Raw genomic sequence first — 18,790 nt, forward strand, 5'->3', positions numbered from 1 at the left:
GCACCACCGGCTCCCCCGGCGCCTCGAGCAGCGTCAGGTGCGTGTCCCCGTACCGCCGCCGGTCGAGCAGCGCGAAGCCCTCCGGCGGCTCCTGCGGGGACGCTTCCTCCCAGACCACGACCGCGCCGGCCCCGATCCAGCCGCCCTGCCGCGCCGCCGCCAGCGCGGGTGCCCCGAGCGACTTGCCATAGGGCGGGTCGAGGAACACGAGGCCGCAGGGCGCGCCGGGGGGCAGGCGGCGGACATCGCCGCCGAGCAGGGTCGCGTCGGCCTCGCGGCGGGCGCGGGCGAGGTTGTCGCGGATCAGGCGCTGCGCGGTGCGGCCGTTGTCGGCGAAGGTGACGTGCTCGGCGCCCCGGCTCAGCGCCTCGAGGCCCAGCGCGCCGGTGCCGGCGAACAGGTCGAGCACCCGCACCCCCGCCGGCAGCCCGTGCCCCGCGAGCACGTTGAACAGGCTCTCGCGCACCCGGTCGGGCGTCGGGCGCAGATGCGCCGCACCGTCGCCCTTGCCGACCTCGGCGAGCCGCAGCCCGCGATGCTGACCGCCGATGATCCTCACGCCTTCAGCAACGCCTTCATGTCGGTGGCCGGGTCCACCACCACTTCGGGGGGCGGCGACTTGCCCATCTCGATCAGCTTCTTGCCGATCATGTAGTTGCGCGCGTCGTTCATCGCGTCGACGGCGATCAGTTCGGCGCCCCGGTAGTACCAGTGCGAGACCGCGCCGCCCTCGCCCTGCTTCACGTGAACGTTGTCGAAGCCCATGTTGAGCCCGCCGATCTGCAGCTTGCAATCGTACTGGTCCGACCAGAACCACGGCCGGGCGTCGTAGGGCACCTGCTGTCCGAGCATGTTGCGGGCGACGGTCTCGGCCATGTCGATGGCGTTGCCGACGCTCTCGAGCCGGATGCGCCCGCCGCGATAGGGGAAGCTCGCGCAGTCGCCGGCGGCCCAGACGTGGGGCGCGGAGGTGCGGCCGAACTCGTCGGTGCGGATGCCGTTGTCGCAGGCGATGCCGGCGCTCTCGGCGAGGATCGAGGCGGGGGCGATGCCGACGCCGACGACGACGAAGTCGACGTCGAGCTCGGTGCCGTCGGTGAGCCGCGCGCCGGTGACGGCGTCGGTGCCGAGCAGCCGGTCGAGCCCGACGCCCTCGCGCACGTCGACGCCGTGCCCGGCATGGAGCGCGCGGAAGAAATCGGAGGTCACGTCGGCGGCGACGCGCTGCAGGATGCGCGGGGCCATCTCGACGAGCGTGACGTGCAGGCCCTTCCTGGCCGCCACCGCCGCCGCCTCGAGCCCGATGTAGCCGCCGCCGATGACGAGCACGCGCCGCCCCGCGACCAGTTCGGGCGCGAGCGCGTCGGCGTCCTGCAGGTCGCGCATGCAGTAGACCCGCTCCAGGTCGCCGCCGATGTCGGCGGGCAGGACGCGCGGATTGGAGCCGGTGGTGAGGGCGAGCTCGTCGTAGGGCAGCGGCTCCTCGCCCTGGAGCGTCACCACCTTCGCCTCCGGGTCGATCCCGACGGCCCGGGTGGCGGTGCGCAGGGTGACGTCGTGGGCGTCGTACCAGCCGCGCGGGCGCAGGTAGAGGCGGCTCTCCTCCATCTCGCCGAGCAGGTAGGCCTTGGACAGCGGTGGGCGCTGGTAGGGCGGCACCGGCTCGGCGCCGATCAGGGTGACGTCGCCCTCGAACCCCTCGGCGCGCAGCTTCGCCACGAGCGACGCCCCGGCCTGCCCGGCTCCGATCACCACGAAATGCGCCATGCCGCGTCTCCCCGCCTGCTGGTTTCCCGGGAGGCGAGACTATATCGCTCGTGTGGAATGGAAAACGGCTAAAGGAATGACAGGCATGGCTTTGACCACGGGCGACACGCTGCCGGACGCGACGCTGCTCCGGATCGGAAACGACGGGCCGGAGACGGTCGACCTCGGCGCGATGCTGGCGGGGCGCAAGGTGGTGATCTTCGGCCTGCCCGGTGCCTACACCGGGACCTGCACCAGCGCGCACGTGCCGAGCTTCATCCGCTCGATGGATGCGCTCGGGGCCAAGGGCGTCGACGCGGTGGTCTGCACCGCCGTGAACGATCCGTTCGTGATGAAGGCGTGGGGCGAGTCCACCGGAGCGGCCGAGGCGGGGATCGAGATGCTCGCCGACGCCTCGGGCCAGTTCGCCAAGGCCATCGGCCTCGACTTCGACAACCCCGCCGTCGGCTTCTACGGCCGCTCCAAGCGCTACGCGCTGATGGCCGAGGACGGGGTCGTGAAGGTGCTGAACGTTGAGGACAGCCCCGGCGTCTGCGACATGTCGGGCGGTGAGACGATGGTCGACGCGCTCTGAGCCGCCCGGCCGCGCCGCCTCACTCGGCGGCGGCGCGCAGCTCTTCGGGATTGTCGACCACCAGCGTCCGCGTCGGGAACGGGATCGGCACCCCGGCGCCGTCGAGCGCCTCCTTCACCCGGCGGGTCATGTCCGTCTGGAAGCCCCAGGCATCGTCGTTGGCGCACCAGACCCGGACGGTGAAGTCGACGGAGCTGTCGTTGAGGGTGGTGACCTGGATGAACGGCTCGGGCTCCTTCAGGGCGCGCGGGTCGGCCATGATGGTGTCGAGGATCACCCGCTCGGCCTTGGCGAGGTTGGCGCCGTAGCCGACGCCGAAGGTCCACTGCACCCGCCGCTGCTGGTAGGCGGAGTAGTTCTGGATCGTGTTGCCCCAGACCTCGGAATTGGGGACGATGTACTGCACGTTCTGCAGGTCGGCGATCTCGGTGTAGTTCAGCGAGATGTCCTTCACCGAGCCCATGACGCCGTTGACGACGACGAAGTCGCCGATCTTGATCGGGCGGAAGAAGATCAGCATCACCCCGGCCGCGACGTTCGACAGCGTGCCCTGCAGCGCCAGGCCGATGGCGAGGCCGGCGGCACCGATGAGGGCGACGACGGAGGTGGTGCGCACGCCGAAGGTGTTGAGCACGAACAGCACCGTGAAGGCGATGATCGCGTACCAGGCGAGGTCGCCGAGGAAGCCGAACAGCGCCGGGTCGAGGCTGGCGCGGCGGACGGCGATGCCCTTGATGCGGCGGCGCACCCAGCGGGCCAGCGTCAGCCCGACGAGCAGGATCAGCACGGCGGCGACGGCGTTGCCGAGCAGCGCGACGAGGAATTCGAGGGTCAGCACGTCGCCCAGCGTCGTGCCGTTCCAGATGTCTGTGTTGAGGAGGTCCTGCATCAGCCCTTCGCGAGTTGGTCCATCTTCGCGGCGAGCTTGGCGTCAAGCGCGGTCAGTCCGCCGGTGTCGTGGGTGGATAACCTGACTTCGACGGTCTTGTACATGTTGGACCACTCGGGGTGATGGTTGAGCTTCTCCGCCCAGATCGCGGCGCGGGTCATGAAGCCGAACGCCTCGACGAAGTTGCGGAAGGTGTAGGTCTTGCTGATCGCTGCTCCGTCGTCGCTCAGCGCCCAGCCGGCGGCGAGGGCGGCGGCGCGCTCGGCGTCGCTCATCGGGTCGGCACTCATTCCTGCTCCTCCACCTGTGCGCGCCGGAACGGGCCGTAGCCCGTCAGCACCTCGATCTCCTCGTCGACCGCCGCGCGCTCGGCCTCGAGGTAGCGGGCGATGGCCTGGCGGAAGCCCGGGTCCCCCACCCAGTGCAGCGAGTGGGTCGTCACCGGCAAGTAGCCGCGCGCCAGCTTGTGCTCACCCTGCGCCCCGGCCTCGACGGTGTCGAGCCCCTGGGCGATCGCGTAGTCGATGGCCTGATAGTAGCACAGCTCGAAATGCAGGAACGGGTGGTGCTCGGTGCAGCCCCAGTAGCGCCCGAACAGCCGCTCGCGGCCGACGAAGTTGAGCGCCCCGGCGACGGGGCGGCCGGCGTCGAGGGCGAGGCAGAGCAGCATGTCGTCGCGCAGCGTCTCGTGGGCGATCTCGAAGAAGACGCGGGTCAGGTAGGGCTGGCCCCATTTGCGGGCGCCGGTGTCCTGGTAGAAGCGCCAGAAATAGTCCCAGTGCCGCGGCTCGATGGCGTCGCCGGTGAGGCCGACGATCTCGCCGCCGAAGCCCTGCGCCTGCGCCCGCTCGCGGCGGATCGTCTTGCGCTTGCGGCTGGAGAGGGCGGCGAGGAAGTCGTCGAAGCTGGCGTAGCCGTCGTTGTGCCAGTGGTATTGCTGAGTGACGCGGTGCAGCAGGCCCATCTCGGCGCCGGCCAGCGCCTCGGCCTCGGTGCAGAAGGTGGCGTGGACGGTGGCGATGTCGTTGTCGGCGGCGATCTGCACCGCGCCCTGCACCAGCGCCGCCATCCCCACCGCCTCGTAGCCGGGCCTCGTCAGGAACCGGCGGCCGGTGGCGGGGGTGAAGGGGACGGCGATCTGCAGCTTGGGGTAATAGCTGCCGCCGGCGTTCTCGTAGGCGTGGGCCCAGTTGTGGTCGAAGATGTACTCGCCCTGGCTGTGGCCCTTGGCGTAGAGCGGCGCGACGGCGATCAGCGTGCCGTCCATGCGCGCGGCGAGGTAGCGCGGCTGCCAGCCGGTGCGCCCGCCGACGGAGCCGCTGTCCTCGAGCGCCTTCAGGAAGCGGTGGGTGGTGAAGGGGTCGTGCGGGCGGCCGCCGTCGGCGGCCTCCGGGCAGGCGCAGGCGTCCCACTCGGCGGCCGGCAGGTCGGCGAGGCCGGGGTGTGCGGTGATCTCGATGGGGGTACCGTCCATGCGGCCACACTTGGGGTGTGCCGGCGCGGCGTCAATCGCTCACGGGAGGTATCCCTCGAAGGTGATGTTGTCGGCCACCCGGCGCGCCGCCGCCTCCTCCTCGGGCGAGCGGATCGTCCAGGTCAGGACGGGCAGGCCGTCGGCCTTCAGCTCGGCGAGGCGCGGGCGGGCGAGGTCGGTGTGGTCGTGGCTGACGAAGCAGGCGCCGGTCGCGGCGAGGTCGTCGATGCGGGCCAGCCGGGCCAGACGTTCGGGCGGCACGCCGGGCCATGCGCGGGGCGCGAAGCCGCAGGTGACGTGGCCGCGCGGCAGGGCGGGCGCGGCCTCGGCGAGGGCGGCGACGGAGGTCGGGTTGAACGACATCAGCGCCACCGGGCCGTCGTAGCCGACGAGCGCCGCCGCCGTCGCCCGCTCGAGCGCGCCGACGCCGGGGCCGAGCGCGCCGTCCTGGTCCTTGACCTCGATCAGCAGCGGCACCCGCCCGTCGACGAGCGCGAGGATCTCGGCCAGCGTCGGGATGCCCTCGGCGCCGCCGAGCAGGCCGAGCGTGCCCAGCTCCGCCGCGCTGCACGCCGCGACGGCGCCTTCGGCCCCGGTGAGGCGGCCGAGCAGGCTGTCGTGAAAGACCATCGGCACGCCGTCGGCGGAGAGCTGCAGGTCGATCTCGACCCCGTAGCCCGCCGCCATCGCCGCCCGCACCGCGGCACGGCTGTTCTCGGGCCGCAGGTCGGCCCGGTCGTGCAGGGCGCGGTGCGCGATGGGGCGCTCGAGGAACGCCGGGGGCAGGGTGGTCATGCGATCTCGAAGATGCCCTCGATCTCGACCGCGACCCCGAGCGGCAACGCGGCGGCCGAAACGGCGGAGCGGGCGTGGCGGCCCATGTCGCCGAGCACCTCGACGAGCAGGTCGGAGGCGCCGTTGACCACCTTGGGCTGGTCGGTGAAGTCGGCGGTGGAGTTGACGAAGCCGGTCAGCTTGACCACCCGCTTGAGCCGCCCAAGATCGCCGTCGCAGGCGGCGCGGACCTGGGCGAGCAGGCTCAGGGCGCAGCAGCGGGCGGCGTGGACACCGTCCTCGACGGTGAGGTCGGCGCCGATCTTGCCGGTCAGGAAGCTGCCGTTCTCGGCCGACACCTGCCCGGAGACGTAGAGTATGTCGCCCGAGCGCACGTACGAGACATAGTTGGCCGCCGGGGCGGAGGCCTCGGGCAGGGTGAGGCCGAGGTCGGCGAGGCGCGCGTCGATGGGTCCGCTCATGGTCGGGGTCTCCGGTGTTGCTGTTTCGCGGCGGACGCTATCGCAGGCTCAGCTCTCGCGGAAGGCCTTGGCGAAATAGTCCGACAGCGGCTTGAGCAGGTACTCCATCGGCGTGCGCTCCTCGGTGCGGATGAAGGTCTCGACGGGCATGCCGGGGATCATCGTCATGCCCTCGGGCAGCCGCTCGGCCTCGCCCTCGTTGAGCACGATCTCGGCGCGGTAGTAGCTCGCCCGGTTCTGCTCGTCCTGGAAGGCGTCGGCGGAGAGGGTGACGACCTCGCCGTAGAGCTCGGGCGTGCGGCGCTGGTCGAACGCCGAGAAGCGCAGGGCGACCTCCTGGCCGACGCGGACCTGGTCGACGTCGGTCGGCGTGATCTGCGTGGTGATCACGAGGGGGCGGTCCTGCGGCACGAGGTAGAGCACCGGGTCGGCGGGGCGGATGACGGAACGCGGGGCGAAGACCGTCATGCCGTAGACGATGCCCGAGACGGGGGCGCGGATATCGAGCCGGTCGAGCTGGCGCAGCAGGGCGCGGCGGCGCTCGGCGAGCTCGGATTCGTTGTACTGCAGGTCGCGCAGGGTGCTGATCGCCTCCTCGCGGCGGGCGCGGTCGATGCCGATGAGCTGGATCTCGATCTCGGTGATCCGTCCCTCGGCCTGCGCCACCGAGGCGACGAGCTCGCCGCGCGTGCCCGACAGGTTGGCCTGCTCGCGCTGCAGCGCGATGACGCGGCTGGCCTGGGCGAGGCCGCGGTCGAGCAGGCTCTGCTGGTCGGCGAGCTCTTCCTCGAGCAGCTCGAGCTGGCGGTCGAGCGCGGCTTCCTGCGCCTCGATCCCGATGATCTGGTCGGCGATCTGGTCGCGCCGCTTGGCGAGCTGCTCCTTCTCGCTCGAGATGCTCTCGCGCCGGGCCTGGAACAGGCGCTGCTGGCCCTCCATCAGCTCGGCGACCTTCTCCGGGGGCTGCTCGCGCAGCACCGGGTCGAACACGATCTCGTCGGCGCCGTCGCGCTCGGCCTCCAGCCGGCCGCGGCGTGCCATCAGCTCGAACAGCTGGCCCTCGATCACCGCGAGCTCGGAGAGCAGCTCGTCCGGGTCGAGCCGGATCAGCATCTCGCCGGCGGCGACCTCGTCGCCCTCCTTGACCAGGATCTCGGCGACGACGCCGCCGTCGGGATGCTGGATGACCTGGCGGTTCTGGTCGACCTCGATCCGGCCCGAGGCGATGACCGCGCCGGTGATGCGGGCCGAGACGGACCAGGTCCCGAAGCCGCCGACGAGCAGCAACAGCGCCAGCAGGCCGAGCGTCAGCGGGCGCCGGGCTGACCAGCGGTTGGCGGCGGCCCCGGTGCGGCCCTCGATCTGCTGCGGCGCGCTCATGTGACCCCCGCCGGGCTGGCCGACTTCTGGATGACGTCGTGGTTCTTGACCATTTCCTTCAGCACCTCGTCCTTCGGGCCGAAGGCGCGCCGGGTGCCGCCCTCGATGACCAGCAGCAGGTCGCATTCCTGGATCGCGGCGGGGCGGTGCGCCATGACCAGCACGCTGCGGCCCTCGGCCTTGGTGGCGCGGATCGCCTCGTTGAGGGCGACGGAGCCATCGTTGTCGAGGTTGGAGTTCGGCTCGTCGAGGACCAGCAGCACCGGGTCGCCGTACATGGCGCGGGCGAGGCCGATGCGCTGGATCTGCCCGCCCGAGAGCCGGCCGCCGCTGGCGCTGATGCGGGTGTCGTAGCCGTCGGGGAGCTTGAGGATCATCTCGTGCGCCGCGGCGCGCTTGGCGGCCTTGACGACGTCGGCGTCGTTGGGCGTGGGGGCGAGGCGGGCGATGTTCTCCTTGATGGTGCCCTCGAACAGCTGCACCCGCTGCGGCAGGTAGCCGACATAGGTGCCGAGCACGTCCGGATCGTATTGGTCGAGCGCCGCGCCATCGAGGCGGATCGTGCCGCCGGCGGGCCGCCAGAGGCCGGTGAGGGCGCGCGCCAGTGTCGATTTGCCGGCCCCGGAGGTGCCGATGACGCCGACGGCCTCGCCCGGCTCGATGCGGAACGAGATCATCCGCAGCGCCGCCTGCTGCTCGCCCGGCGGCACGACGGTCAGCTGTTGCGCCTCGATGATCGCGCGCGGGCGGGGCAGGGCGGTGCGCGGCTCTTCTTCCGGCACCTCCCCGAGCAGCACCGCCAGGCTGCCCCAGCCCTCGCGGGCGCGCTGGAACAGCTGCCACTGGTTGATGATCATTTCGACCGGCGCGAGCGCCCGGCCGAGCAGGATGGAGCCGGCGATCATCGCGCCGGGCGTCAGTTCGTTCTGCAGCACGAGGTAGGCGCCGAGGCCGAGCATCGCCGATTGCAGGAACAGCCGGAACGACTTGGTGATCGAGCCGTAGGTGCCGGTGACGTCGGCGGCGGAGATCGTCGCGTCGAGCGAGTCGGTCCGCGCACCCTGCCAGCGCGAGAACGCCGCCTCGCGCATTCCGAGCGAGTGCACCATCTCCGATTCCGAGCGGATCTGCGAGCCGAGCATCTCGGAGCGCACCGTCGCGGCGTTGGCGCTGGCGAGGGGGCGGCGGCTGCTGAACTGGTTGGCGAAGGCGACGGCGACGAGGATCGCGCCGCCGCTCAGCGCGAGGATGCCGAGCCACGGGTGGAAGATGAAGATGCCGGCGAAGAACAGCGGCATCCACGGCAGGTCGAACAGCGCCGCGAGGGCCGGCGAGGTAATGAGCCGCTGCACCGATTCGAGGTCGCGCAGGCCGGTCTGGGCCTCCTTCGGGGCGCGGTTGAGCGTCGAGGCGCGCAGCACCGCCGAGAACACCCGACGGTCGAGCCGGGACTGGAAGCGCGCGCCGATGCGCCCCATGACGCGGCCGCGCGTGTAATCGAGGATCGCCATCATCCCGTAGAGGAAGGCCACCAGCACCGACAGCGCGATCAGCGTCTCGAGGGAGCGCGAGCCGAGCACCCGGTCGTACACGTTGAGCATGTAGAGCGGGCCGGTGAGCATCAGCAGGTTCACGAAGAAGCTGAAGATGGCGACCATCCAGTAGAGCCCGCGGCTCTCCTTCCGGGCCTCGATCAGCTCGCTCTGGCCCCGGCGGGCGGCGTCTGTCGGCATGCGCGTCTTATTGCCTCCGCAGCGGGACGGGTCGGCCCATCCTTGACATCATCGTCTTAATCTTCTGTTTCGGAAACACCGGCACTTCGAACAATTCGGCACTGTTGTCCAATTCAGCCGGCCCGGAATACATCGCAGCCGCCTCTTTGCCCACCTTCTTGGAAAGCCTGTCCCCCGTGATCCAGTCAACCTTTCGCCAGCGCATCGGCGCGCTCCTCCTGTTGGCCGGTGCCGTCGCGGGCTGCACGGCCCCCTCGCCGGGCGCCGAGTTCAACGATCCCTACGAGGCGACGAACCGGCAGGTGCACGCGTTCAACAAGGGCCTCGACACCGCGGTGCTGCGCCCGCTCGGGCAGGTTGTGGCGGCGGCGCCGCGCGGGACGTACCAGCCCGTGGTCAACTTCTCCGACAACCTCAGCCTGCCCGGAATGGTGGTGAACGGCGTGCTGCAGGGCGACATCGACGGCGCGGCGACCAACAGCATGCGCTTCATCGTGAACTCCACGATCGGGATGTTCGGCATTCACGATTGGGCGAGCGACTTCGGCCTTCACGAGCAGAAGACCGACTTCGGCGAGACCCTCGCCGTCTGGGGCGTGCCCGAGGGCGCGTATCTCGAGCTGCCCCTGATCGGGCCGTCGACGGAGCGCGACGCGGTGGGCGAGGTGGTCGATATCCTGCTGGATCCGCTCGACTATTTCGGCGCGCCCGACGTGACGACCACGAGCCGTGCGGCGCGGGCGGGGGAGATCGTGGTGGAGCGCGGGATGTTCTCGCGCACCGTGGACTCGGTCCTCTACGACAGCGCCGACAGCTACGCGCAGACCCGGCTGCTCTACCTGCAGAACCGCCGGTTCGAGCTTGGCGAGGAGGCCGGCCCGGGCCAAGTTGACCCCTACGCCGTGGACCCGTACGGCTCCACCGACCCTTATGCGATAGATCCCTACCAGGAGCTTTCCGAATGACCGCCTTGTTCAGCCGCCGCGCCCTGCTCTCGGGCGGTGCCGCGCTCGCCACCGCCACGCTGCTGCCGTTGCCCGCCCTCGCCGTCACCGAAGCGCAAGCGCGCGGGATGGTCGACGCGCTCGTCGCCGAGGTGAACGCGGTGATCGCCAGCGGCAAGTCCGAGCAGGCGATGTACAACGACTTCGCCACCATCTTCGATCGCTACGCCGACGTGCCGACGATCGCGATGTACTCGCTCGGCAACGCCGGCCGCGCCGCGACGCCGGCGCAGCGCCAGCAGTTCGTCGGCGTGTTCCGCACCTACATCGCCCGCAAGTACGGATCGCGCTTCCGCGAGTTCGTCGGCGGCCAGATCGCCGTCGAGAACGCGCGCACGATCAACAACTACGTCGAGGTGCAGACCACCGCCTACCTGCGCGGCGAGGACCCGTTCCGCGTCGACTTCCACGTCTCCGACCAGTCGGGGCGCAACGCGTTCTTCAACATCATCATCGAGGGCGTGAACATGCTGCTGTCGGAGCGCACCGAGATGGCGGCGCTGCTCGACCGGCACGGCGGCAACGTCGACGCCCTGATCGCGAGCCTGCGGTGATGCGGCGCGCCCTCGCCTCCGCCCTCGCGCTCGCCGCGCTGCCCGGCCTCGCCCTGGCCGCGCCCTTCGACGGCACCTACCGGCAGGCGGCGGGGGCCGACTGCGCCGACGTCGGTGTCGAGGGCGGCGCGCTGAAGATCGAGGACGGCATCTTCCACGGCGTCGGCATGGAGTGCCGGATGACCCAGCCGGTCAACGTGCTCGAGATGGACGCGATCCTCTACACGATGGAATGCTCCAACGACGACGACGTCTGGACCGAGCGGGTGATGGTGATGTCCGACGGCGAGACCGACGGCATCTACATGATCTGGGACGGCTACGCCTTCCGCTACCAGAGCTGCGACGCGCCCGACGCCGAGGCGACCGGGGCCGAAGAGGGCGACGTCGCGGAGATTGTCGAAGACGACGACGCGTGATGCGGCCAAGGCCGTAGCCGCGCGATGACGTCGCTCGGATTCCTGCTCGTCTTCGCGGCCGCGGTCTCGCACGCCACCTGGAACTTCCTCGTCAAGCGCATCAACGCCGGGCCGGAGCTGGTCTGGCTGTTCGCGGCGCTGTCGGTGCCGATCTACCTGCCGGCGGCGCTCTGGTTCGGCTGGACGTGGCGGCCGTCGGGGGCGGTGGACTGGCTGTTCCTCGTCGGCACCGCCGTCCTGCACCTGGGCTACTTCCTGCTGTTGCAGGCGGGCTACCGGCGCGGCGACCTGTCGCTCGTCTACCCCACCGCGCGGGCGACGGGGCCGGTGCTGTCGAGCACGGCGGCGGTGCTGCTGCTGGGCGAGCTCTGGACATGGCAGGCGGCGGCGGGCGGCGGGGTGATCGTGTTCGGCGTGCTGATGCTGACCAGCCGCCGCCGCGCCGGGGGCGGCAGCGCGGCCACCTCGCTCGCCTTCGGCCTCGGGGTCGGGACGCTGATCGGGGCCTACACGATCTGGGACGCCTACGCCGTCAGCGCGCTGCTGATCCCGCCGCTGCTGGTGGACTACGCCTCCGCCGTCGGCCGCACCGTGCTGCTCGCGCCGCTGGCCTGGCGGCGGCGGCTGTCGGTGCGCCGGCTCTGGGCCGAGCACAAGGCCGCAGTGCTGGCGATCGCGGTGCTCAACTCGCTGGGCTACATCCTCGTGCTCTACGCGATGACCTTCACGCCGGTCGTCTACGTCGCGCCGCTGCGCGAGACGAGCGTGCTGTTGTCGGTGCTCGCGGGGAGCCTGCTGCTGGGCGAGGGCCACCTGCGCCACCGCCTCGGCTGGGCCTGCGTGATCCTCGCGGGCGTGGCGCTGCTGGCGACCGGCTAGGGACGCATCAGCGGCGGCAGCTCGCCGGTCAGGCCGGCGGCCTCGCGGATGAAGCCGCGGCGCAGGCCGGGCAGGGCGTTGACCGCGCCGAGGCCGACGTGGCGCAGGGTACGCAGGAGCGGGTTGTCGTTGGAGAACAGCCGGTTGAAGCCGTCCGTGGCGGCGGCGAGCGTGGCGGTGTCGAAGCGCCGCCATTGCTGGTAGCGGCGCAGGACGGCGAGGCTCGCCGGGTCTTCGCCGCGCTGCCGGGCCTCGCCAAGCACGGCCGCGAGCGCGCCGACGTCGCGCAGCCCGGCGTTCAGCCCCTGCCCGGCGAGCGGGTGCACCCCGTGCGCCGCGTCGCCCACCAGCGCCACCCGCTCGGCCACGAACCGCTCCGCCAGCGACAGGCCCAGCGGATAGCCGAAGCGCTGGCCGGCGAGGCCGATCTCGCCGAGGAAGCTGCCGAACGCCGGCCGCAGGGCGTCGAGGAAGGCCGCGTCGTCCATCGCGAGCAGCGCGGCGGCGCGCTCGGTCTTCTCGGACCAGACGATCGAGCTGCGGTTGCCCTTCAGCGGCAGGATCGCGAGCGGACCGCCGGGCATGAAGAACTGGTGCGCAATCCCGTGGTGGGGCAGCGCGTGCTCGACGGCGCAGACGATGCCGGTCTGGTCATAGCCCCAGCCGGTCCGGCCGATCCCGGCGCGCCGGGCGGTGCCGCTGTCGCGCCCGTCGCAGCCGACGACGAGGTCCGCCTCGATCCGCTCGCCCGACGCCAGCTCCAGCATCGCGCCCGCCGCGCCGCTCTCCTGCGCGACGACCGTCTCGCCGGGACGGTGGGCGATGCGCGGCTCGGCCGCCATCGCCTCGAGAAACGCCGGGCGCAGGTGGCGGTCCTCGACCATGTAGCCCATCGGGCCTTCCTCGATCTCGGCGTGATCGAAGTGCAGCCAGAACGGCGCCGCGCCCTCGCCGGCGCGCCCGTCGCTGACCTTGATCTCGAGGATCGGCCCGGCCTCGTCGGCGACCGCCTCCCACACCCCGATCCGCCGCAGCAGGCGCTGCGACGCCAGCGCCAGCGCGTAGGCGCGGCCGTCGAAGCCGGGCGCGGCGTGGCGGGCGGCGGGCTGGGCGTCGATGACGGTGACGGAGAGGTTCTCCCGGACCAGCGCCAGGGCGAGCGCCAGACCGTTCAGCCCGCCGCCGACGATCGCGATGTGGGTCTCTGTTGCCATGCTCGGAACTATGGTTCCGACGTCACGATTGTCCACAGCGGCCTGCAGGCGTAGCCTCCGCCGCGACAGGAGAACGCAGATGGACGAGTGGCTCTGGATGAGTGCCGCCGAGCTCGGCAGGCGCATCGGCAGCGGGGAGATCGACCCGGTGGCGCTGACGCGCGCCTATCTCGACGCCATCGCCGCCCACCCCGACCGTGACCGCATCTACGCCCGCGTCACCGAGGCCCGCGCGCTCGCCGAGGCGGAGGCCGCCGCCGCGCGCGCGCGCTCGGGACTGCGCCGGTCGCCGCTCGACGGGGTGCCGGTGAGCTGGAAGGACATGATCGACAGCGCCGGCGTCGCCACCGAGGCGGGCACGGCGCTGATGCGCGGCCGGGTGCCGGCGCGCGACGCGACGGTGCTCGCCAACGCCACCGGCGCCGGGCTCGTCTGCCTCGGCAAGACCCACCTGTCGGAGATCGCCTTCTCCGGCCTCGGCCTCAACCCGGTCACCGCGACCCCGCCCAACGTCCACGATCCCGGCGCCGTTGCCGGCGGCTCGTCCTCGGGCGCGGCGGCGTCGGTGGCGCACGGGCTCGCGGCGGCCGCCGTCGGCTCCGACACCGGCGGCTCGGTGCGCATCCCGGCGGCGTGGAACGACCTGACCGGCCTCAAGACGACGCACGGCCTGTTGCCGCTCACCGGCACCGTGCCGCTCTGCGGGCGTTTCGACACGATCGGCCCGCTGACCCGCAGCGTCGAGGACGCGGCGCTGATGCTGGCGGTGCTCGGCGACCACAAGGAGGCCGACCTCGACGACGTCGGCCTTGCCGGCCGCCGCTTCCTGGTGCTCGAGACGGTGCTGATGGAGGGGCTGGAGGAGACGCCGCGCGCCGCCTTCGCCTCGGCTCTGGAGCGCCTGGAGGCGGCCGGCGCGGTGATCGAGCGTGCCCCGTGGGCGCCGCTCGAGGAGGCCTACGCGCTGTCTGGGCCGCTGTTCACCGGCGAGGCCTGGTCGTTCTGGGGCGAACTGGTCGCCGAGCGGGGCGAGGAGATGTTCCCCGCGATCCGCGAGCGCGTCAGCGCCGGGCGCGACGTCGCCGCCGCCGACTTCCTGCTCGGCTGGGAGCGGCTCGAGGCGCTGCGCCGCGCCTACGCCACCTTCACCGCCCCCTACGACGCCGTTCTCTCGCCCACCGCCGCCCTGATGCCGCCGCAGGTCGAGCGGCTGCTGAGCGATCCTGACCACTACCGCGACGCCAACCTGCTGACCCTGCGCAACACGCGCCTCGCCAACCTGATGGGCACCTGCGCCCTCACACTGCCCACCGGCACGCCCGGCACCGGGCTGATGCTGACCGCCGCCGCGCGCGGCGAGGGGGCGCTGTTGCGGATCGGCCGCGCCGCCGAGCGGGCGCTGGCCTAAAAGCCACATCACGCTCCGGCAAGCCGCAGAAAAGCCGTGGGCTTTCTGGACACAGGGGGGGCGCGGGCGGTAGGTTCGAGCCAACCGGGGCGGCAAACGACCCCGAGCTCGAGGCACCGATGCAGTTCCCAGAGAGGTTTTCGAACCTTCCGCCATACGCGTTTCCGCGCCTGCGGAGCCTGCTCGACTCCCACCAGCCGGGGGGCGAGCCTCTCGCCATGACCATCGGCGAGCCGCGCCACGCGATGCCGGCCTTCGTGGCCGACGCGATCACCGACGCCGTCGACGGCTTCTCGCGCTACCCGGTCAACGAGGGCGCACCCGAGCTGCTCGCGGCGATCTCCGCCTGGCTCTGCCGGCGCTACGGGGTCAGCGTCGAGGAAGACCGCCTCGTCGCCCTCAACGGGACCCGCGAGGGGCTCTACAATGCCGCGATGGCGCTCTGCCCCGAGAGCAAGGGCGGCAAGCCGCCCGTCGTGCTGATGCCGAACCCGTTCTATCAGGTCTACGCCGTCGCCGCGCTGTCGGTCGGGGCCGAGCCGGTCTACCTGCCGGCGACCGCCGAGACCGGCCACCTGCCCGACCTCGACGCGATCCCCGCCGAGACGCTCGCGCGGACGGCGATCTTCTATCTCTGCTCGCCTTCCAACCCGCAGGGCGCCGTCGCCGACGCGGGCTACTGGGCGCGGCTGCTGGAGCTGTCCGAGCGGCACGGCTTCCGCATCTTCGCCGACGAGTGCTATTCCGAGATCTACCGCGGCGACGCGCCGCCCGGCATCCTCGCCGCCGCCGAGCGGCGCGGCAGCGATCCGGAGTCGGTGCTGGCGTTCCACTCGCTGTCGAAGCGCTCCAACCTGCCGGGCCTGCGCTCGGGCTTCGCCGCCGGCGGGCGCGAGAGCATCGCCCGGCTGCGCCAGCTGCGTGCCTACGCCGGCGCGCCGCTGCCGCTGCCGCTGCAGCAGGTCGCCGCGCTGGTCTGGGCCGACGAGGCGCATGTGGAGGAGAACCGGGCGCTCTACGCCGAGAAGTACCGCGTCGCCGACGAGATCCTCGCCGGGATCGACGGCTACCAGCCGCCGCGCGCGGGCTTCTTCCAGTGGCTGCCCGTCGAGGACGGCGAGGCGGCGGCGCTGAAGCTCTGGACCGAGACGGGCGTGCGGGTGCTGCCCGGCGCCTACCTCGGGCGCGACGCCGGCGGCGGCAATCCCGGCGCAAGCTACATCCGCGTCGCCATGGTGGCGCAACTGGACGAGATGCGGCGCGGTCTGACCCAGATCCGCGCCTGCCTGTACGATTGAGGGAGTGACATGGCCTATCAGACCCGTCAGCGCGATCCCCTGCTGGACAGCTCCATGCAGGCTGCCCTTGAGAAGCGCGGCAAGGAGCTCGTGGGCATCGCCCTGGTGCTGGTCGGTCTCGCCGTCCTGGCGCTGATGTACTCCTACACCCCCGAGGACCCGTCGTGGTTCTCGGCCACCGACGAGGCGGTGCAGAACTGGCTCGGCCAGACCGGCGCGGCGATCGCGGCGCCGATGTTCATGATCGTCGGCTGGGGCGGGCTCGGCATCGCGGTGCTGTTCCTCGCCTGGGGCCTGCGCTTCAGCTTCCACCGGGGGCAGGACCGCGCCCTCGGCCGGCTGATCTTCGCCCCCATCGCCGTGGCGCTGCTCGCGATATACGCTTCCTCGCTCGAGCCGCCGGCGGACTGGACCCACTCCTTCGGCCTCGGCGGCATCTTCGGCGACACCGCCATGTCGATCGCCCTGACCATCGTGCCCGTCGGCGCGGCGACCGGCATCAAGCTGCTGTCGCTGGTGATCGCCGCGGCGCTGGTGATGCTGGGGCTTTTCGTGCTCGGCTTCACCTGGGGCGAGGTGAAGGGCGGCGTGCGCTTCCTCGGGCTGAGCCTGGTGCTGGCCTACGCGATGCTGCTGCGGATGCTGGGCCGTGGCGCGTCGGCCGCCGCCAGCGGCGCGGCGTCGCTGCACGCGCGCCAGGCGCAGGCCCGCGAGGAGCGCGCGGCGCGGCGCGAGGCCGACCCGGTGCTCGACGACGATGACGAGATGCCCGAGCCCAACAGCGCCGCCGAGCGCGTCGCCGCGGTGATCCGGGCCCGCCGCGCCGCCGCCGAGGAGGAGGAGGCACAGCGCGCCGTCGCCGAGCCGCCCCTCACCGCCGCGCCGCACCGCGAGCCCGCGACAGACGAGGAGCCGAAGAGCCTGCTGGGCCGGCTGCGCAAGCGCGCCGAACCCGAGGCGGCCGACGACGCGGCCGACGAGGGCGGCGAAGACCGCATCCGCGGCAAGATCAGCGACATCATCAAGTCGCGCGTCCGCGCGCCGCTCACCGCCACGCCGCGCGAGGAGGCGCCGCGCGTCGAGCCGACCCTGCGCAACCGCCGCCCGGAGCCGCTGATCTACAAGCCCGCGCCCGCGCCGGCCCCCAAGCCGTCCCTCGAAGCCGCGCCCGAGCCGGAGGCCGATGACGACGCCGTCGAGGACTTCGCCTCCCGCGAGATGCCCGAGCCGGAGCTGGTCGACGGCCCCGCGCCGAAGCTCGACAACCCGGTCTTCGTCCGCCGCGAGGCCCCGGCGCCGACGCCCGCGCCGCAGGCCGACAGCCCGCGCGTCCAGCAGCCGCTGCGCCGCACCGTGGAGCCCTCGCGCCGCGCCGTCGCCGAATCGCAGCCGGCGCTGCAGTTCGACGAGGGCGGGCAGGACTACGAGACGCCCCCGCTCAGCCTGCTCACCAATCCCGCCGGCATCGAGCGCCACCACCTCTCCGACGAGGCGCTCGAGGAGAACGCCCGGATGCTGGAGAACGTGCTCGACGATTACGGCGTGAAGGGCGAGATCGTCTCGGTCCGCCCCGGCCCCGTCGTCACCATGTACGAGCTCGAGCCCGCCCCCGGCCTCAAGGCCTCGCGCGTCATCGGCCTCGCCGACGACATCGCGCGCTCCATGTCGGCCCTGTCCGCGCGCGTCTCCACGGTGCCCGGCCGCTCGGTGATCGGCATCGAACTGCCCAACGACAAGCGCGAGATGGTGGTGCTGCGCGAGATGCTGGCGAGCCGCGATTTCGGCGACGGCAACCAGAAGCTGCCGCTGGCGCTCGGCAAGAGCATCGGCGGCGACCCGATCATCGCCAACCTCGCCAAGATGCCCCACCTGCTGATCGCCGGCACCACCGGCTCGGGCAAGTCGGTGGCGATCAACACGATGATCCTCAGCCTGCTCTACAAGCTCACCCCCGACGAGTGCCGGCTGATCATGATCGACCCCAAGATGCTCGAGCTCAGCGTCTACGACGGCATCCCGCACCTGCTCTCGCCGGTGGTCACCGACCCCAAGAAGGCGGTGGTGGCGCTGAAATGGACCGTGGCGGAGATGGAAGACCGCTACCGCAAGATGTCCAAGATGGGCGTGCGCAACATCGAGGGCTACAACGGCCGGGTCAAGGAAGCGCTGGCCAAGGGCGAGACCTTCTCGCGCACCGTGCAGACGGGGTTCGACGACGAGACCGGCGACCCGGTGTTCGAGACCGAGGAGATCACCCCCGAGGCGATGCCCTACATCGTCGTCATCGTCGACGAGATGGCCGACCTGATGATGGTCGCGGGCAAGGAGATCGAGGCCTGCATCCAGCGCCTGGCGCAGATGGCGCGGGCCTCGGGCATCCACCTGATCATGGCCACCCAGCGGCCCTCCGTCGACGTCATCACCGGCACCATCAAGGCCAACTTCCCGACCCGGATCTCCTTCCAGGTGACCGGCAAGATCGACAGCCGCACCATCCTCGGCGAGCAGGGGGCCGAGCAGCTGCTGGGCATGGGCGACATGCTCTACATGGCCGGCGGCGCGAAGATCACCCGCGTCCACGGGCCCTTCGTGTCCGACGAGGAGGTCGAGGAGATCGTCACCCACCTCAAGCAGTTCGGCCCGCCCGACTACAAGTCCGGCGTGGTCGAAGGTCCCGACGAGGACTCCGAGAGCAGCATCGACGCGGTACTCGGCCTCAACACCGGCGGCAACTCCGACACCGAGGACGCGCTTTACGACACGGCGGTGCACATCGTCGCCAAGGACCGCAAATGCTCGACCTCCTACATCCAGCGCAAGCTCGCCATCGGCTACAACAAGGCCGCCCGGCTGGTGGAGCAGATGGAGGACGAGGGCGTCGTCAGCCCCGCGAACCACGTCGGCAAACGCGAAGTGCTCGTCCCGGAGCCTTAGGGCAGGG

General features: G+C 71.6%; 18 protein-coding genes. 8 read left to right on the forward strand and 10 right to left on the reverse strand.

Annotation, left to right across the window (positions count from 1 at the left end; genetic code table 11):
• The coding region (gene rsmD, locus OG2516_RS12210) for a 16S rRNA (guanine(966)-N(2))-methyltransferase RsmD (RefSeq protein WP_007255990.1) at positions 1-559 on the reverse strand (559 nt) is incomplete at its 3' end.
• Positions 556-1,767 (reverse strand): NAD(P)/FAD-dependent oxidoreductase, encoded by a 1,212-nt coding sequence (locus tag OG2516_RS12215; protein WP_007255991.1) that lies wholly within the window; start codon positions 1,765-1,767, stop codon positions 556-558. The genes OG2516_RS12215 and rsmD, both read right to left, overlap by 4 nt.
• Positions 1,768-1,852: 85 nt before the next feature.
• On the opposite strand from OG2516_RS12215, the gene OG2516_RS12220 reads away from it, so the two are divergent.
• A complete protein-coding gene (locus OG2516_RS12220) occupies positions 1,853-2,341 on the forward strand; it encodes a peroxiredoxin (RefSeq protein WP_007255992.1) in 489 nt (162 codons plus the stop codon).
• 19 nt (positions 2,342-2,360) lie between these two features.
• On the opposite strand, the gene OG2516_RS12225 is transcribed toward OG2516_RS12220, so the two are convergent.
• From OG2516_RS12225 to OG2516_RS12255, 7 genes are read right to left on the reverse strand one after another with little or no spacing between them, the layout of a single operon-like run.
• Complete coding sequence (locus tag OG2516_RS12225) at positions 2,361-3,230, reverse strand: mechanosensitive ion channel family protein (RefSeq protein ID WP_007255993.1); 870 nt, start codon at positions 3,228-3,230, stop codon at positions 2,361-2,363.
• Positions 3,230-3,520, reverse strand: a complete 291-nt coding sequence (locus OG2516_RS12230) for a 4a-hydroxytetrahydrobiopterin dehydratase (protein ID WP_007255994.1) — start codon at positions 3,518-3,520, stop codon at positions 3,230-3,232. Before OG2516_RS12230 ends, OG2516_RS12225 begins: the two co-directional genes overlap by 1 nt.
• Positions 3,517-4,704 carry a GNAT family N-acetyltransferase gene (locus OG2516_RS12235; RefSeq protein WP_007255995.1) on the reverse strand — a complete coding sequence of 396 codons (1,188 nt, stop codon included), beginning with the start codon at positions 4,702-4,704 and terminating at the stop codon, positions 3,517-3,519. Before OG2516_RS12235 ends, OG2516_RS12230 begins: the two co-directional genes overlap by 4 nt.
• A gap of 39 nt (positions 4,705-4,743) precedes the next feature.
• Positions 4,744-5,499, reverse strand: a complete 756-nt coding sequence (locus tag OG2516_RS12240; RefSeq protein ID WP_007255996.1) for a glycerophosphodiester phosphodiesterase family protein — start codon at positions 5,497-5,499, stop codon at positions 4,744-4,746.
• Positions 5,496-5,960 (reverse strand): RidA family protein, encoded by a 465-nt coding sequence (locus OG2516_RS12245; RefSeq protein WP_007255997.1) that lies wholly within the window; start codon positions 5,958-5,960, stop codon positions 5,496-5,498. The genes OG2516_RS12240 and OG2516_RS12245 overlap by 4 nt, the downstream gene beginning before the upstream one ends.
• A gap of 48 nt (positions 5,961-6,008) precedes the next feature.
• Positions 6,009-7,340 carry an HlyD family type I secretion periplasmic adaptor subunit gene (locus OG2516_RS12250; RefSeq protein WP_007255998.1) on the reverse strand — a complete coding sequence of 444 codons (1,332 nt, stop codon included), beginning with the start codon at positions 7,338-7,340 and terminating at the stop codon, positions 6,009-6,011.
• Complete coding sequence (locus tag OG2516_RS12255) at positions 7,337-9,073, reverse strand: type I secretion system permease/ATPase (protein ID WP_007255999.1); 1,737 nt, start codon at positions 9,071-9,073, stop codon at positions 7,337-7,339. Before OG2516_RS12255 ends, OG2516_RS12250 begins: the two co-directional genes overlap by 4 nt.
• Before the next feature lie 176 nt (positions 9,074-9,249).
• On the opposite strand from OG2516_RS12255, the gene OG2516_RS12260 reads away from it, so the two are divergent.
• The 4 genes from OG2516_RS12260 to OG2516_RS12275 are packed head-to-tail and all read left to right on the forward strand — an operon-like array spanning position 9,250 to position 11,929.
• Positions 9,250-10,038: an MlaA family lipoprotein gene (locus tag OG2516_RS12260; RefSeq protein ID WP_007256000.1), complete on the forward strand. Its 789-nt coding sequence runs from the start codon at positions 9,250-9,252 to the stop codon at positions 10,036-10,038.
• Positions 10,035-10,631, forward strand: coding sequence for an MlaC/ttg2D family ABC transporter substrate-binding protein (locus OG2516_RS12265; RefSeq protein WP_007256001.1), 597 nt, complete (start codon positions 10,035-10,037; stop codon positions 10,629-10,631). Before OG2516_RS12260 ends, OG2516_RS12265 begins: the two co-directional genes overlap by 4 nt.
• Positions 10,631-11,050, forward strand: coding sequence for a hypothetical protein (locus OG2516_RS12270; protein WP_007256002.1), 420 nt, complete (start codon positions 10,631-10,633; stop codon positions 11,048-11,050). Before OG2516_RS12265 ends, OG2516_RS12270 begins: the two co-directional genes overlap by 1 nt.
• Before the next feature lie 24 nt (positions 11,051-11,074).
• Positions 11,075-11,929 (forward strand): DMT family transporter, encoded by an 855-nt coding sequence (locus OG2516_RS12275; protein WP_007256003.1) that lies wholly within the window; start codon positions 11,075-11,077, stop codon positions 11,927-11,929.
• On the opposite strand, the gene OG2516_RS12280 is transcribed toward OG2516_RS12275, so the two are convergent.
• Positions 11,926-13,143 (reverse strand): UbiH/UbiF/VisC/COQ6 family ubiquinone biosynthesis hydroxylase, encoded by a 1,218-nt coding sequence (locus tag OG2516_RS12280; protein WP_007256004.1) that lies wholly within the window; start codon positions 13,141-13,143, stop codon positions 11,926-11,928. The genes OG2516_RS12275 and OG2516_RS12280 overlap by 4 nt on opposite strands.
• Before the next feature lie 79 nt (positions 13,144-13,222).
• Between OG2516_RS12280 and OG2516_RS12285 the strand changes: the two genes are divergently transcribed.
• The 3 genes from OG2516_RS12285 to OG2516_RS12295 all read left to right on the forward strand — a co-directional run bounded on the left by OG2516_RS12285 (position 13,223) and on the right by OG2516_RS12295 (position 18,783).
• Positions 13,223-14,551 (forward strand): amidase, encoded by a 1,329-nt coding sequence (locus OG2516_RS12285; RefSeq protein WP_007256005.1) that lies wholly within the window; start codon positions 13,223-13,225, stop codon positions 14,549-14,551.
• Between the two features lie 119 nt (positions 14,552-14,670).
• Positions 14,671-15,849, forward strand: coding sequence for an aminotransferase class I/II-fold pyridoxal phosphate-dependent enzyme (locus tag OG2516_RS12290; protein WP_040615196.1), 1,179 nt, complete (start codon positions 14,671-14,673; stop codon positions 15,847-15,849).
• Positions 15,850-15,858: 9 nt separating this feature from the next.
• On the forward strand, positions 15,859-18,783 hold the full coding sequence (locus tag OG2516_RS12295; protein WP_007256007.1) for a DNA translocase FtsK: 2,925 nt from the start codon (positions 15,859-15,861) through the stop codon (positions 18,781-18,783).
• The last annotated feature ends 7 nt before the right edge of the window (positions 18,784-18,790 follow it).

Source organism: Oceanicola granulosus HTCC2516, assembly GCF_000153305.1.
Lineage (GTDB): Bacteria > Pseudomonadota > Alphaproteobacteria > Rhodobacterales > Rhodobacteraceae > Oceanicola > Oceanicola granulosus.